This window comes from Methyloversatilis sp. (assembly GCF_051861465.1).
Taxonomy (GTDB): Bacteria; Pseudomonadota; Gammaproteobacteria; order Burkholderiales; family Rhodocyclaceae; genus Methyloversatilis.
Genome location: NZ_JBHYCQ010000013.1, coordinates 20102 through 33280, shown reverse-complemented (window position 1 = coordinate 33280; position 13179 = coordinate 20102). Strand labels below are relative to the sequence as shown.

The 13179-nt window shown below is 67.9% G+C and carries 13 protein-coding genes; 10 read left to right on the top strand and 3 right to left on the bottom strand.

The genetic code is table 11. The features are described from left to right. The first annotated feature begins 277 nt into the window (after positions 1 to 277). On the top strand, positions 278 to 1855 hold the full coding sequence (locus ACTIFF_RS16205; RefSeq protein WP_439537762.1) for a choice-of-anchor I family protein: 1578 nt from the start codon (positions 278 to 280) through the stop codon (positions 1853 to 1855). 105 nt (positions 1856 to 1960) lie between these two features. Continuing rightward, positions 1961 to 3202, top strand: coding sequence for an NAD(P)H-dependent flavin oxidoreductase (locus tag ACTIFF_RS16200; protein WP_439537761.1), 1242 nt, complete (start codon positions 1961 to 1963; stop codon positions 3200 to 3202). Here the strand turns inward: ACTIFF_RS16200 and ACTIFF_RS16195 are convergent. From ACTIFF_RS16195 to ACTIFF_RS16185, 3 genes are read right to left on the bottom strand one after another with little or no spacing between them, the layout of a single operon-like run. Beyond that, positions 3183 to 3599, bottom strand: a complete 417-nt coding sequence (locus ACTIFF_RS16195; protein WP_439537760.1) for a DUF6691 family protein — start codon at positions 3597 to 3599, stop codon at positions 3183 to 3185. The genes ACTIFF_RS16200 and ACTIFF_RS16195 overlap by 20 nt on opposite strands. A 1-nt stretch (position 3600) precedes the next feature. Further along, complete coding sequence (locus tag ACTIFF_RS16190) at positions 3601 to 4035, bottom strand: YeeE/YedE family protein (protein WP_439537759.1); 435 nt, start codon at positions 4033 to 4035, stop codon at positions 3601 to 3603. Then, positions 4032 to 4370: an ArsR/SmtB family transcription factor gene (locus tag ACTIFF_RS16185; protein WP_439537758.1), complete on the bottom strand. Its 339-nt coding sequence runs from the start codon at positions 4368 to 4370 to the stop codon at positions 4032 to 4034. Before ACTIFF_RS16185 ends, ACTIFF_RS16190 begins: the two co-directional genes overlap by 4 nt. A 125-nt stretch (positions 4371 to 4495) precedes the next feature. Between ACTIFF_RS16185 and ACTIFF_RS16180 the strand changes: the two genes are divergently transcribed. The 8 genes from ACTIFF_RS16180 to ACTIFF_RS16145 all read left to right on the top strand — a co-directional run bounded on the left by ACTIFF_RS16180 (position 4496) and on the right by ACTIFF_RS16145 (position 13161). Then, positions 4496 to 5971 (top strand): putative nucleotidyltransferase substrate binding domain-containing protein, encoded by a 1476-nt coding sequence (locus ACTIFF_RS16180; RefSeq protein WP_439537757.1) that lies wholly within the window; start codon positions 4496 to 4498, stop codon positions 5969 to 5971. 105 nt (positions 5972 to 6076) lie between these two features. Further along, positions 6077 to 6853 carry an MOSC domain-containing protein gene (locus ACTIFF_RS16175; RefSeq protein ID WP_439537756.1) on the top strand — a complete coding sequence of 259 codons (777 nt, stop codon included), beginning with the start codon at positions 6077 to 6079 and terminating at the stop codon, positions 6851 to 6853. A gap of 98 nt (positions 6854 to 6951) precedes the next feature. Continuing rightward, complete coding sequence (locus tag ACTIFF_RS16170; protein ID WP_439537755.1) at positions 6952 to 7416, top strand: TerB family tellurite resistance protein; 465 nt, start codon at positions 6952 to 6954, stop codon at positions 7414 to 7416. Positions 7417 to 7488: 72 nt separating this feature from the next. Continuing rightward, a complete protein-coding gene (locus ACTIFF_RS16165; RefSeq protein ID WP_439537754.1) occupies positions 7489 to 8148 on the top strand; it encodes a paraquat-inducible protein A in 660 nt (219 codons plus the stop codon). 14 nt (positions 8149 to 8162) lie between these two features. Beyond that, positions 8163 to 8807: a paraquat-inducible protein A gene (locus ACTIFF_RS16160; protein WP_439537753.1), complete on the top strand. Its 645-nt coding sequence runs from the start codon at positions 8163 to 8165 to the stop codon at positions 8805 to 8807. Next, the gene (locus ACTIFF_RS16155) at positions 8800 to 10437 is read left to right on the top strand and encodes an intermembrane transport protein PqiB (protein ID WP_439537752.1); all 1638 of its coding nucleotides are present in this window, start codon (positions 8800 to 8802) and stop codon (positions 10435 to 10437) included. Before ACTIFF_RS16160 ends, ACTIFF_RS16155 begins: the two co-directional genes overlap by 8 nt. Next, complete coding sequence (locus tag ACTIFF_RS16150) at positions 10434 to 11018, top strand: PqiC family protein (RefSeq protein ID WP_439537751.1); 585 nt, start codon at positions 10434 to 10436, stop codon at positions 11016 to 11018. The genes ACTIFF_RS16155 and ACTIFF_RS16150 overlap by 4 nt, the downstream gene beginning before the upstream one ends. Before the next feature lie 223 nt (positions 11019 to 11241). Beyond that, entirely contained in the window at positions 11242 to 13161 is a 1920-nt protein-coding gene (locus ACTIFF_RS16145; protein WP_439537750.1) for a B12-binding domain-containing radical SAM protein, read from the top strand. Positions 13162 to 13179: the final 18 nt, after the last annotated feature.

Below are 13179 nucleotides of genomic sequence, written 5' to 3'. Positions count from 1 at the left end.
TGCAAAGTGCGTATCGCGGCGAGGGCGGAGCGGGGGTTTCGGCGAGCACTGCTCGCCGCCCGCAGAGCCGGCTGGCCATGCAGGGCCAGCAGTGGATCGCCGCTCCCACAGTGCCGCTCCTGCTGCCGGAACCCACATGGCGCGATCCGGTTCGCGCACGAATGAATGTAAATTTCAGTGACGTGACAGTGCTGTAACACGTCTGCAACCTTCCCCTGTTGTCGTGTCGGGTCAATGCGGCCGGACTGCCGGCCCGCTGACAACAGGAGAATCAATAATGGTCAGAAAGAGTGCAGCCGCGGCGATTGCGGCACTGTTCGTGCCGGTCGTGCAGGCGGCCGGCTGGGAAAAGCTGTGGACCTTCGAGCACGGTGCCGGCACCAGCGTCGCGGGCCAGACGTCGGAAATCCTCGCTTTCGACAGCCTGAACAACGAGCTGTGGGTGGCCGGGCTCAAGGGTGTGGACATCCTGAATGCCGCCACCGGCAGCTTCGTGCAGCACATCGACACCACCGCCTTCGGCGAACTGAACAGTGTGGCCATCCGCAATGGTGTGGCCGCCTTCGCCGTTGCAGCGCCGATCAAGACCGACGCCGGCTCGGTGCTGACCTTCGACACCACGAGCCGCAGCTTCCAGCAGAGCTATCTGGTGGGCGCGCTGCCCGACATGGTCACCTTCACCGCCGACGGCCGCATCATGACCGCCAACGAAGGCGAGCCGCTGGCCCGCCCGGGTTTCGCCACCATCGAGGCACGCGGCTCGATCAGCATCATCGACACCACGAAGGATTCGGTCACCACGCTGGGCTTCAGCGGCTATGACGGCACCACCGGGCTCGGCCGCATCGTGTCGCCGGGCGCGAAGCCGTCGATCGACTGGGAGCCGGAGTACATCGCCCTGTCGAAGGACGGCCAGTTCGCCATGGTGACGCTGCAGGAAGCCAATGCGGTCGCCAAGATCGACCTCATGTCGCAGCAGATCGTGTCGGTCACTTCGCTTGGCTTGAAGGATCACAGCCTGCCGGGCAACGAACTCGACACCACGGATCGCGACATCACCTCTCCCAGAACGTCGATCGCCGGCAACTACCGCAATGCGCCGGTGTTCGGCATGTACATGCCGGACGCGATCGCCTCGTACGCGTCAGGTGGCAAGACTTATTACATCACCGCCAACGAGGGTGATTCGCGCAATCTGACAGATTTCGTCGATGGCGAATTCAACGAGGAAGTGCGCGTGGGCTCCGCCAGCTATGTGCTCGATCCGACGGCCTTCCCGGATGCCGCCGCGCTCAAGGCGGACAGCAATCTCGGCCGGCTGACCGTCACGACATCCGGTGGCGATCTGGATGGCGACGGTGACTACGACCAGATCCACGTGTTCGGCGGCCGCTCCTTCTCCATCCTCGACGAGAACGGCAATCAGGTGTTCGACAGCGGCAACCAGCTCGAAGCGCTGTTGTTCGCCGATCCGGCACTGCGCGCACTGATCGACGACGGCCGCAGCGACAACAAGGGTGTCGAACCCGAAGGTGTCACGGTGCTCGAACTGGGTGACCGCACGCTGGCCTTCATCGGCTTCGAACGTACGTTCGACAGCGTGATTGCGATCTATGACGTGACCAACCCGACCGCAGCCACTTTCGTCGATTTCATCGTCGATGCGGAATCGAACGCCGTGGAAGGTCTGACTGCGTACGAGTTCGGCGGCCGCTACTTCCTGGCCACGGCCAACGAAGGGACGGGCACCACCTCGCTGTTCTCGATCACGCCGGTGCCGGAACCCGAAACCTACGCCATGCTGCTGGCCGGTCTGGGCCTGATCGGTCTCGCCGCGCGCCGTCGTCGCGGCTGAAACACGCCTGTCACACCTCGGCACCCGGGCTTGAGCAAGGTCAAGCCCGGGCGGCGGGCAGGCGGTTAAGGTGGCGCAGCCCATTTGCCGCCGCTCCGCTTTGCCATGACAGAAACGCCGACTGCAGTCCTCCCGCCTCCCGCAGCCGTTACGGCTGCACCGCTCCCGTCCGGATCACCCGCTGAGCGCCTGCGCAACAGCGGTCTTGCGCCGCTGAAGCTCGCCGGTCGCATTCTGCTGCCCATCGTGCAGGGCGGCATGGGCGTGGGCGTATCGGCGCACCGGCTCGCCGGCCATGTCGCCGCACTGGGCGCCGTCGGCACGCTTTCGTCCGTTGACCTGCGCCGGCTGCACCCGGATCTGATGGAACGCACGCGCGGCCTGTCGGGCGAGCGCGCGAAGACCGACATCAACGCCAGCAATCTCGAAGCGCTGTCGCGCGAAATCCGTGCGGCGCGACAGATCGCCGGCACGCGCGGCCTGCTGGCGGTGAACGTGATGCGGGCAGTGAGCGACTATGCGGCGCAGGTGCGCTGCGCGCTCGAATGCGGCATCGACGCCGTGGTGGTGGGCGCCGGTCTTCCGCTCGACCTGCCCGACCTCGCGCGCGAGCACCCCTCGGCGGCACTGATCCCCATCCTGTCGGATGCGCGCGGCGTGCAGCTGCTGGTACGCAAGTGGGAACGCAAGCAGCGCGTGCCCGATGCCATCGTGCTCGAACACCCGGGCTGGGCCGGCGGTCATCTCGGTGCTGCCAAGGTGGCCGACGTGTCGAACGAGCGCTTCGATTTCGAGCGTGTGCTGCCGGAAACCCTGGCCTGGCTGCGCAGCGCCGGTCTGGAAGGCCGCGTGCCGCTGATCGTGGCCGGCGGCCTGCGCACGCATGACGACATCCGGCGCATGCAGTCGCTGGGTGCAGCGGCGGTGCAGTTCGGCACCGCTTTCGCCGTGACCGAAGAATGCGACGCCTCGGACGCCTTCAAGCATGTTCTGGCCGACGCTGGCGACGACGATCTGGTCGAATTCACCAGCGTGGCCGGCTTGCCGGCGCGCGCCGTGCGCACGCCCTGGTTGCAGAAATATCTGGCGGTGCTGGCGCGCACGCAGGCCGTGGTGCATCAGCGCTCGCGCTGCGCCAAGCACTTCGATTGCCTGGCGCAGTGCGGTCTGCGCGACGGTCTGGTCGGCTGGGGCCAGTTCTGCATCGACCACCAACTGGCCGCCGCCTTGCGGGGTGACCTGAAGACCGGCCTGTTCTTCCGCGGCCGCGGCGCGCTGCCTTTCGGCCAGCGCATCGTCAGCGTGCGCACGCTGATCGACTATCTGCTTACGCCTTTGGCCGCGTGAGCAGGGCGTGGGCCGCCATGCCGACCCCCATTGCAACGACGAACACGATGGCCGGCTGCGACGCCATGCCGAGCGACACCAGTGCCGGTCCCGGGCAGTACCCGGCCAAGCCCCAGCCGACCCCGAAGGTCAGACTGCCGAGCACCAGCGGCGCGTCGATCTGGCGCGCGGTCGGCAGCTGCAGCCGGTCGCCCGACCAGGCGACGGACCGTGACTTCGCCCACGTGAAGGCGGGGAAGGCCACCGCAATGGCGCCGCCCATGACCAGCGCCAACGACGGGTCCCACGCACCGGCGAGGTCGAGGAAGGCGATCACCTTGGCCGGATTGGCCATGCCGGACAGCAGCAGGCCGATGCCCAGCACGAGTCCGGAGAGCAGGGCGATGAAGGTTTTCATGTCAGGCTCCCGCGAGATGACGGACGAGATATACGGTGACGAAACCGGCGCCCATGAAGGCCAGCGTGGCCGCCAGAGAACGCGGCGACAGGCGCGACAGCCCGCACACGCCATGACCGCTGGTGCAGCCCGAGCCGTAACGGGTGCCGACGCCGACCAGCAGGCCGGCGATGACCAGCGTCGCGGTGCCGGCGTCGGACTGCACGGCGGGCAGGGTGGCGAACAGCCCCCACACCAGCGGCGCCGCGAGCAGGCCGACGACGAACGCGATCCGCCAGCCCGTGTCACCCGCAGCCGGCCTGAACAGCCCGCCCACGATGCCGCTGATGCCGGCGATGCGGCCGCTGCCCAGAATCAGCAGCGCGGCCGCGAGGCCGATCAGCGCGCCGCCGGCCAGCGAGGTCCAGGGCGTGAAGGTGTCCCAGGCGATGTTCATGTGTGTTCTCCGTGTGGCGCGGCGCAGAAGCGCGCGTGCAGGGTGTGCATCAGCGCCAGTGCGTCGTCGCTGGCGATGCGGTAATGGATGTGCTTGCCGTCGCGCCGCGTGTTGACCAGCCCTTCGCGTCGCAATACGCCCAGCTGCTGCGACAGCGTCGGTTGCGCAATGCCGAGCCGCGTTTCGAGTTCGCCCACCGAGTGTTCGCCCTGCGCCAGCTGGCACAGCAGGATCAGCCGGTCATCATGCGCCAGCACGCGCAGCAGTGCGCAGGCACGGCCGGCGGCGGCGCGCAGCGTGTCGAGATCGATGGTCGTGTCGGATGTGCTGTCCATCCAGACAATATATCATCAAATAAATTATATTGAAGTAAATTGAAATGAGGCAGTGCGGTCGCGCAAGCGGCCGTTCAGCGCGATGATGCGTGTTGCGGCCTCCTCACGAACCGATGACCCGTCCGATGACATCCGATCTCCCCGCCCTGCCCGATGTCGCGCACAGCAGCGACCCGCACCTGAACCTGATCACCACGCCGGTGCGCAGTCTGGTCCGGCGCGCGCCGATCACCGTGTCGCCCGCGACCACCATCCGCGATGCGGCGACGCAGATGAGCGCGCAGCGCGTGTCGTCGGTGCTGGTGGTCGAAGCGGGCCGGCTGATCGGCGTGGTGACCGACCGCGATCTGCGCAACCGCGTCGTCGCGCAGGGGCTGGACAGCGCGCGGCCGGTGCTTGACATCGCCACGCTCGATCCGCTGACCATGGATGTGCGCAAGCCGGCCTTCGACGCCCTGCTGCTGATGGCGCGCCACAACATCCACCACGTGCCCGTGATGGACGGCGACAGCGTGGTCGGCATGATCACGGCGACCGACGTCAGCGCGCAGCAGAATCTGTCGGCGGTGCATCTGGCGGGCGACATCTACAAGCAGACGAGCGTCGAGGGGCTGGCCGAGGCCGCCCTGCAGGTGCGCGCCCTGCAGCAAAGTCTGGCCGGCGCCGGCGCCACGGCATACAGCACCGGTCACATCATCACCGCCATCACCGATGCCCTGACCTGCCGTCTGCTGCAACTGGGCGAAGCGCAATTCGGTCCGCCACCGGTCGGTTACGTGTGGGTGGCCGCCGGATCACAGGCGCGCAACGAACAGACGGCGAAATCGGACCAGGACAACTGTCTGGTCATCGACGACGCCTACGATCCGGTCGCGCACGGTGATTACTTCCGCGCGCTGGCCACCTTCGTGTGCGACGGTCTGGCCGCCTGCGGCTACATCCACTGTCCGGGCGAAATGATGGCGATGACCGATCCGTGGCGGCAGCCGAAGGCGCGCTGGGCGCAGTACTTCCGCAAATGGACGGCGGAGCCGGAACCCAAGGCGCTGATGCTCACCTGCGTGTTTTTCGACCTGCGCGCCATCCACGGACAGACCGCGCTGCTCGACACGCTGCGCGAGGACGTGCTGGCGCGCACGCGCGGCAACCGCATCTTCCTCGCCTACATGGTGGGCAATGCGTTGAAGCACCAGCCGCCGCTCGGCCTGTTCAACCGCATGTCGACGCTGCGCTCTGGCGAACACCGGGGCACGCTGGATCTGAAGCACAGCGGCATCGTGCCCATCGTCGATCTGGCGCGGGTCTATGCGCTGGCCGGCGGGCACGCCGCGGTGAACACGCATGACCGGCTGGCCGTCGCCGCGGCCAGCGGCGAAATCAGCGAACAGAGCGCGCACGACCTGCGCGACGCGCTCGAATACATCGCCACGCTGCGCATCCAGCATCAGGCTCGCCAGCTGGCAGGCGGCGCCGGCGCCGACAACTTCCTGAAGCCGGACGAACTGTCGAATTTCGAACGCGGCCAGCTGAAGAACGCGTTCGGTGTCGTGCAGACGCTGCAGAGCGTGCTCGGCCAGCGCTATCAGGCCGGCCGCTTCTGAACCCGCCGGTCGCGCGTCGTTCCGGCCCCGCCTCCGGCAAACGACTTATTGCCGCCGCGGCACGCAGGACCGAGCATCCAGCCAACCTTTCAAGCTGGAGTTGCCATGAGAACCGTTCGTCAGTTGTACCGGTATCCGGTCAAGGGTCTGTCGGCCGAACCGCTCGGTGAAATCGCGCTGCGCACCGGCGAAGGCGTGCCGCTCGACCGCCAGTGGGCGCTCACCAACGGCAGCTGGACCTTTGACGCCGGCAGTTATGCGCCGCGTCCGAAAACCGATTTCATCGCGCTGATGGATCACGCCGCACTTGCGTCGCTGGCCACGCGCTACGACGACGCCGGCAACTGCCTGCACGTCAGCGCACCCGACGGACGCCATCTGCGCATCGATGTCGATGACCCGGCCGCCTGCTGCGGACTGGCGCGCTTCATCGCGCAGCACATCAACGCGCGGCTGGAAGGCCCGCCGGCCTTCGTCAGCGGCGAGGGCTTCCGCTTCACCGACGTCAGCGTGCTGTCGCACGGCATGATGAATGCCGTGTCGTTGATCAATCTGGCCACGGTGCGCGAAGTCGGCGCGGCGCTCGGTACGGACATCGACCCGATGCGCTTTCGCGCCAACATCTATATGGACGGCGGTGAGCCGTGGGAGGAATCAACCTGGCTGGACCGCGAGGTCACGGTGGGTGAGGTGCGCGCGCGGGTCGTCATGCGCACGCCGCGCTGCAGCGCGACCAACGTGAATCCGGTGACCGCCGAGCGCGACATGACGCTGCCGGCGACGATGATGGAGCGCTACGGCCACCGCGAACTGGGCGTCTATCTGCAGGTGCTCGACGGCGGCACGCTCGCGCCGGGTGCCGTCGTGACGCCGCTGCCGTAACATCCGGGCACAGCCGCAGCGGGAACGCCGACCGGCTTTCACCGGTCCGCTGTGACGCGGGCGCACGGTGCGCCCGCGCTCCGCCGACGAAGGACACGATGCTCCGTACCCTGAAAGACCTGTTCGACAGTTTTGCCGCACCGGCCCCGCTTGACGCCGCCGCCACCGAACACCAGCTGCAGCTGGCCACCGCGGTGCTGCTGGTCGAAGTGATGCGCGCCGACCCGGACATCGGCGACGCCGAGCGCGCCGCGGCCATGACCGCACTGCGCGGCAAGTTCGCCCTGACCGACGACGAAATCGAGCGCCTGATCGAGCTGGCGACCACCGCGGCGCGCGAGGCCTACGACTATCAGCGCTTCACGGCGCTGATCAATCAGGCCTTCGACGCCGAGCGCAAGGTGCACATCGTCGAGCTGATGTGGCAGGTCGCCTACGCCGACGGCCACCTGCACGCCCATGAATCGCACGTGATGCGCAAGGTGGCCGATCTGCTCTACATCCCGCACGCCGACTACATCACCGCCAAGCTGCGAGCGCGCGACGCGGCGGCGGCCGCCTGATTGCCACGCCAGGGTCATTGCACCGGTCTGCGCGGCACCGCAGAATCGCGGTTCTTCCTGACACCACCGGTCATGCCCGCACCCGCCGCGCACCTGAAACTGCCTGCCGACCTGGTCGCCTGCCACGAGTGCGACCTGCTGCAGACCGAGCCGGCACTGCTGCCCGGGCAGACCGCGCGCTGCGTGCGCTGCGACGCCTTTCTTGCACGCAACCCGCCGGACAGCCTCGACCGCACGCTGGCGCTCACGCTGACGGCGCTGGTGCTGTACGTGATCGCGAACGCCTGGCCGCTGGTCGGCCTCGACATGCAGGGTCGTGTGGTCGCGGTGACGCTGTTCGAAGCGGTGCAGGTGCTGTGGCGCGACGGCATGATGCCGGTCGCTGCGCTCGTGTTCGGCACCGCCATCCTGTTTCCGCTGCTCGAACTGGTGATGATCCTGCTCGTGCTGGTGCCGCTGCGGCTGGGGCGCGTGACACCGCGCATGGCGCCCTTCTTCCGGCTCGTGCGTTCGCTCAAGCCCTGGGGCATGGTCGAGGTGTTCCTGCTCGGCATGCTCGTGTCGCTGGTCAAGCTGTCGCATCTGGCGACGGTCATCCTCGGTACCGCGTTCTGGGCCACGGCTGCACTCATCCTCGCGCTCACCTTTGCCGGCCGGGCCTTCGACACGCGTCTGCTGTGGCAGACCCCGCTGCTCGACGAAGCGGAAGACGCCCTGGTGGCGAGCCGGTGAGTGGGCGCGCGCTGATGACCGCCCGCGAGGCGGGGCTCTTGAGCTGCCATGTGTGCGGTCAGCTGGCGCGCCCGCCCGAAGGCACGGCGCACAACCTGCGCTGTCCGCGCTGCCGCGCGCCGATGCACCTGCGCAAGCCGGCCAGCGTGTCGACCACCTGGGCGCTGCTGATCGCATCGATCGTCATGTTCCTGCCGGCCAACCTGCTGCCGGTCATGACCACCACATCGCTGCTCGGCAGCCAGCAGGACACGATCATGAGCGGCATCGTCTTCCTGTGGCAGTCGGGTTCATGGCCGCTGGCGGCGGTGGTTTTCTTCGCCAGCGTGATGGTGCCGCTGCTGAAGATCATCGCGCTGGCGTATCTGACGCTGTCGGTGCAGCGCCGCTCGACGCAGAACCTGCTGCAGCGCACCCGGCTGTACCGGCTGGTCGAATTCGTCGGCCGCTGGTCGATGCTCGACATCTACGTGATCACGATGCTGGTCGCGCTGGTGAGCTTCCGCGGACTGGCGACGATAGAAGCCGGCCCGGGTGCCATCGCCTTCGGCGCCGTCGTGGTGCTCACGATGTTCGCCGCCATGAGCTTCGATCCGCGACTGATCTGGGACCCGCTGGCCGGCAGGTCTGCCGACCCCCACACTGCACACCATGACTGAACCCGAACTGCCGACCGCCACGGTCGACGCGCCGCGCCGCTTCCGCATCCCGCTGGTCTGGATCATTCCGCTGGTCGCGCTGCTGATCGGCGTGTTCCTCGCGGCGCGCGCCTGGTACGAACAGGGGCCGACCATCACGATCCAGTTCGCCAGCGGCGCCGGGCTGGAGCCGGGCAAGACGCGCATCAAGTACAAGGACGTCGATGTCGGCCAGATCAGTGCGGTGGCGCTGGCCGACGACGGCGCACACGTCATCGCCACGGCGCAGCTGGTGCGTGAAGCGAACCGGCTGCTGGTGGCGGATACGCGCTTCTGGGTGGTCAGCGCGCGCGTATCGGGCAGCGCGGTGACCGGTCTGGGCACCTTGCTGTCCGGCGCCTATGTCGGCATGGACGCCGGCAAGTCGACCGAACCCGGTCGCCGCTTCGTCGCGCTGGACGAGGCGCCGGTCATCACGCTGGACGTGCCCGGGCGCGCCTTTGCGCTGCACGCCGAAACACTGGGTTCGATCGATGTCGGAACGCCGATCTACTTCCGCCGCATTCCGGCCGGCCAGGTCACCGGCTTCAAGCTCGACGACACCGGTCAGCACCTCGACATCCAGGTGTTCATCAAGTCGCCGTACGACCGCTATGTGACCACCGACAGCCGATTCTGGAACGCCAGCGGCATCGACGTGAAGCTCGGCGCAGAGGGACTGCAGATCAACACCGAATCGGCCACCTCCATCCTGGCCGGCGGGCTGGCGTTCGAAACGCCGGACGATGGCGATGCCGAGCCGGCGCCCGCCGGGCTCGATTTCAAGCTGTTCGGCACGCGCGCCGAAGCCCTGAAGCAGCCCGGATCGGACGCCCAGATCGTGCGGCTGCGCTTCACCGAAAGCGTGCGTGGCCTGTCGGTCGGCGCGCCGGTCGATTTCCGCGGCACCCAGATCGGCGAAGTGATTGCGCTCGAACCCGATGTCGATCTCGATACCGCCGATGTCGGCCTGCTGGTCGATATCGCGGTGTTCCCCGGCCGCATGCGTCCGCGCGCGGGCGGCAAGCCGGAGGACGATTTCGACGAAGCCGCCTTCCGCACCTTCGTCGACCGGCTGGTGGCGCGCGGTCTGCGCGCACAGTTGCGCAACGGCAATCTGGTGACCGGCCAGCTCTATGTGGCGATGGATTTCTTCCCGCCGGCAGGCAAGCAGAAGGTCGACTGGGCTGCCCGACCGCCGCAGCTGCCGACCCAGCGCGGCAGCCTGGACGAACTGCAGGCCACGCTGTCGCGCATCGCCGGCAAGTTCGACCGCCTGCCGCTGGACGACATCGCACAGGAGACCCGTGCCGCGATCGCCGGGCTGGCGCGCGCGGTCGAGCGCACCGATCAGCTGATGCAGCGGCTCGACGGCCTTGCGTCGAACGAAGTGAGCGCCGCCGTGACCGAAACGCAGCGCACGATGGCCGAGGCGCGCGCGGCGATCGCCGATACGCGCCATCTGCTGTCGAGCGACGCGCCGCTGCAGCAGGACCTGCGCGACAGCCTGCAGGAACTGTCGCGCGCGGCGCAGTCGCTGCGCCACCTGACCGACACGCTGGAACGCCACCCCGAAGCGCTGCTGCGCGGAAAGCCCGAGGAGAAACCGTGATCCATCTTCGCTCCCTGTGCTGGATCGCCGCCACGCTGGCGCTGGCGGGCTGCGGCAGTTCGCCGCCGGTGCGCTACTACACGCTGGGCGCCGTGGCCGCGCCGGCGTCGGTGCAAGCCGATGCGCCCAGCATCGTCGTCGGCCCCATCGGCCTGCCCGAAGCGGTGGACCGGCTGCAGATCGTGCGCCGGATCGACGGCACGCGCAGCGAACCGGCCGACGGCCATCGCTGGGCTGGCTCGCTGAAGGCGGAAATGGGCCGCCGGCTGGCCGCCGCGCTGGCCCGCGAGCGCGGTCTTGCGCGCGTCGTCGCCGTGCCGCAGTCAAGCATCGCCCGGCCCGACTACACGCTGCCGATCGATGTACTGCGCCTCGATGCCGACGGGTTCGAGCGCGTGACGCTGGACGCCGTATGGACCCTGCGCCGCGACGGCCGCGATATCGCGAGCCGCCGCTTCACCGTCAGCGAAACCATCGGTACAGCCAGCTACGAAGCCCTCGCTGCCGCCCACGGCCGACTCATCGACGCACTTGCCCGCGACATCGCACAGTCGGTCCCGGCGGTCACGCCGGCACGTTGAACGAGCGGATGCCTGCGCGGGCCTGTTCGTTGGGCATCGCAGCGCTCACCCCAACCTGCGTGACCGCCCCCTCCCTTTGTAGGTTGGGCTGAGCGCAGCGATGCCCCACAAGCCCCCGCGACAAGCCGACCGCAGGCTGCAGTGAGCGCCGCGCCGCCCATTCCCGCGCCGTCGGGCTTCGGTTACCCTGCGCCGGCGCCGTCTGTTGCGGCGCCCATCGACCATGACTGCCACGCATTCCCCTGAATTCACCCGCCCGCGCGTGCTGTCCGTCATCCCGCCGATGACCCAGCTCAACACGCCCTATCCGTCCACCGCCTACCTGACGGGCTTTCTGCGCGCGCAGGGTATCGACGCGGTACAGGAGGACCTGGCGCTTGCGCTGGTGCTCGATCTGCTGTCGGCCGACGGCCTGCGCGCCGTGCGCGACGCCGTCGCCGCGCTGCCGGATCGTGATTGCTCGCCCAGCCTGACGAGCTTCTTCGTGCAGTTCGATCGCTACGCCGCGACGATGGCCGCCACCCTCGGTTTCCTGCAGGGGCGCGATCCGACGCTGGCGCATCGCATCGCCTCGCGCGGCTTCCTGCCCGAGGGGCCGCGTTTCGAATCGTTGGACATCTATATCGACGAGGGCGGTGGCGACCCGCTGGGCTGGGCGTTCGGCGCGCTTGGCGTGCAGGACCGCGCCCGCCACTTCGCCACGCTCTATCTGAACGACGTCGCCGACGCGATCCGGCTGGCGGTCGACGACCGATTCGAATTCGTGCGCTACGCCGAATCGCTGGCGCAGAGCCAGCCCACCTTCGACCCGCTGGCGGCGGCGCTGGCCGCGCCGCCGACGCTGATCGACGGTGCGCTGCAGCGGCTCGCACTCGCCGCGATCGAGCGTCACGCACCGCGCATCGTGCTGCTGTCGGTGCCCTTTCCGGGTGCGGTGTATGCCGCCTTCCGCATCGCGCAGACGATCAAGGCGCATGACGCCTCCATCGTCACCGTACTGGGCGGTGGCTACGTGAATACCGAACTGCGCGAGCTGGCCGAGCCGCGCGTGTTCGACTTCTTCGACTACGTGATGCTTGACGCCGGCGAGCGCCCGCTGCTCGCACTGCTCGATCATCTGGCCGGCCGGCGTTCCGCGCAGCGGCTGGTGCGCACCTTCGTGCGCAATGCCACCGGTGCGGTGCAGTACGTCAATTTCGTCGAGCCCGACATCGCCTTCGACGACGTCGGTACGCCGACCTGGGACGGCCTGCCGCTCGACCGCTACCTGTCGCTGCTGGATATGCTCAATCCGATGCACCGGCTGTGGTCGGACGGACGCTGGAACAAGCTCACCGTGGCGCACGGCTGCTACTGGAAGAAGTGCAGCTTCTGCGACGTGAGTCTCGATTACATTTCGCGCTACGACGCCGCCAGTGCGACCACGCTGGTCGACCGCGTGCAGGCCATCGTCGCCGAAACCGGCCAGACCGGCTTCCATCTGGTCGATGAAGCCGCACCGCCGAAATCGCTGCGCGCCTTCGCCGCCGAACTGAAACGGCGTGACGTCAGCATTTCATGGTGGGGCAATATCCGCTTCGAAAAGTCCTTCACGCCCGAGCTCTGCCTGGAGCTGGCCGACAGCGGCTGCATCGCGATTTCCGGCGGGCTGGAAGTGGCCAGCGACCGGCTGCTGAAGCTGATGAAGAAGGGCGTGTCGGTCGATCAGGTGGCGCGCGTCACCAAGGGATTCGCCGATGCCGGCATCCTGGTGCATGCCTATCTGATGTACGGCTTTCCAACCCAGACCGTGCAGGACACGGTGGATGCGCTCGAGTACGTGCGCCAGCTGTTCGCCGCCGGCTGCATCCAGTCCGGCTTCTTCCACCGCTTCGTGTGCACCGTGCATTCGCCGGTCGGTCTCCATCCGGAGGACTACGGCGTCACACTGCTGCCATTGCCGCCGGTCACCTTTGCGAAGAACGACGTCGGCTTCGTCGACCCGGTCGGTACCGACCACGACGCGCTGGGCATCGCGCTCAACAAGGCGCTGTACAACTACATGCACGGCATCGGACTGGACGAGGACGTGCGCAGCTGGTTCGCCGACCGCACGCCCAAGGCGCGTGTACCGCGACACTTCATCGAGCGCGCACTGGGCTGACCCGCGGCGCGTGGCAGA

Bases quoted from the DNA above. Each gene is read 5' to 3' on its own strand.
- ACTIFF_RS16190 (WP_439537759.1), bottom strand. From the start codon at position 4,035: ATGAACATCGCCTGGGACACCTTCACGCCCTGGACCTCGCTGGCCGGC.
- ACTIFF_RS16185 (WP_439537758.1), bottom strand. From the start codon at position 4,370: ATGGACAGCACATCCGACACGACCATCGATCTCGACACGCTGCGCGCC.
- ACTIFF_RS16180 (WP_439537757.1), top strand. From the start codon at position 4,496: ATGACATCCGATCTCCCCGCCCTGCCCGATGTCGCGCACAGCAGCGAC.
- ACTIFF_RS16200 (WP_439537761.1), top strand. From the start codon at position 1,961: ATGACAGAAACGCCGACTGCAGTCCTCCCGCCTCCCGCAGCCGTTACG.
- ACTIFF_RS16160 (WP_439537753.1), top strand. From the start codon at position 8,163: ATGACCGCCCGCGAGGCGGGGCTCTTGAGCTGCCATGTGTGCGGTCAG.
- ACTIFF_RS16165 (WP_439537754.1), top strand. From the start codon at position 7,489: ATGCCCGCACCCGCCGCGCACCTGAAACTGCCTGCCGACCTGGTCGCC.
- ACTIFF_RS16155 (WP_439537752.1), top strand. From the start codon at position 8,800: ATGACTGAACCCGAACTGCCGACCGCCACGGTCGACGCGCCGCGCCGC.
- ACTIFF_RS16170 (WP_439537755.1), top strand. From the start codon at position 6,952: ATGCTCCGTACCCTGAAAGACCTGTTCGACAGTTTTGCCGCACCGGCC.
- ACTIFF_RS16195 (WP_439537760.1), bottom strand. From the start codon at position 3,599: ATGAAAACCTTCATCGCCCTGCTCTCCGGACTCGTGCTGGGCATCGGC.
- ACTIFF_RS16145 (WP_439537750.1), top strand. From the start codon at position 11,242: ATGACTGCCACGCATTCCCCTGAATTCACCCGCCCGCGCGTGCTGTCC.
- ACTIFF_RS16205 (WP_439537762.1), top strand. From the start codon at position 278: ATGGTCAGAAAGAGTGCAGCCGCGGCGATTGCGGCACTGTTCGTGCCG.
- ACTIFF_RS16175 (WP_439537756.1), top strand. From the start codon at position 6,077: ATGAGAACCGTTCGTCAGTTGTACCGGTATCCGGTCAAGGGTCTGTCG.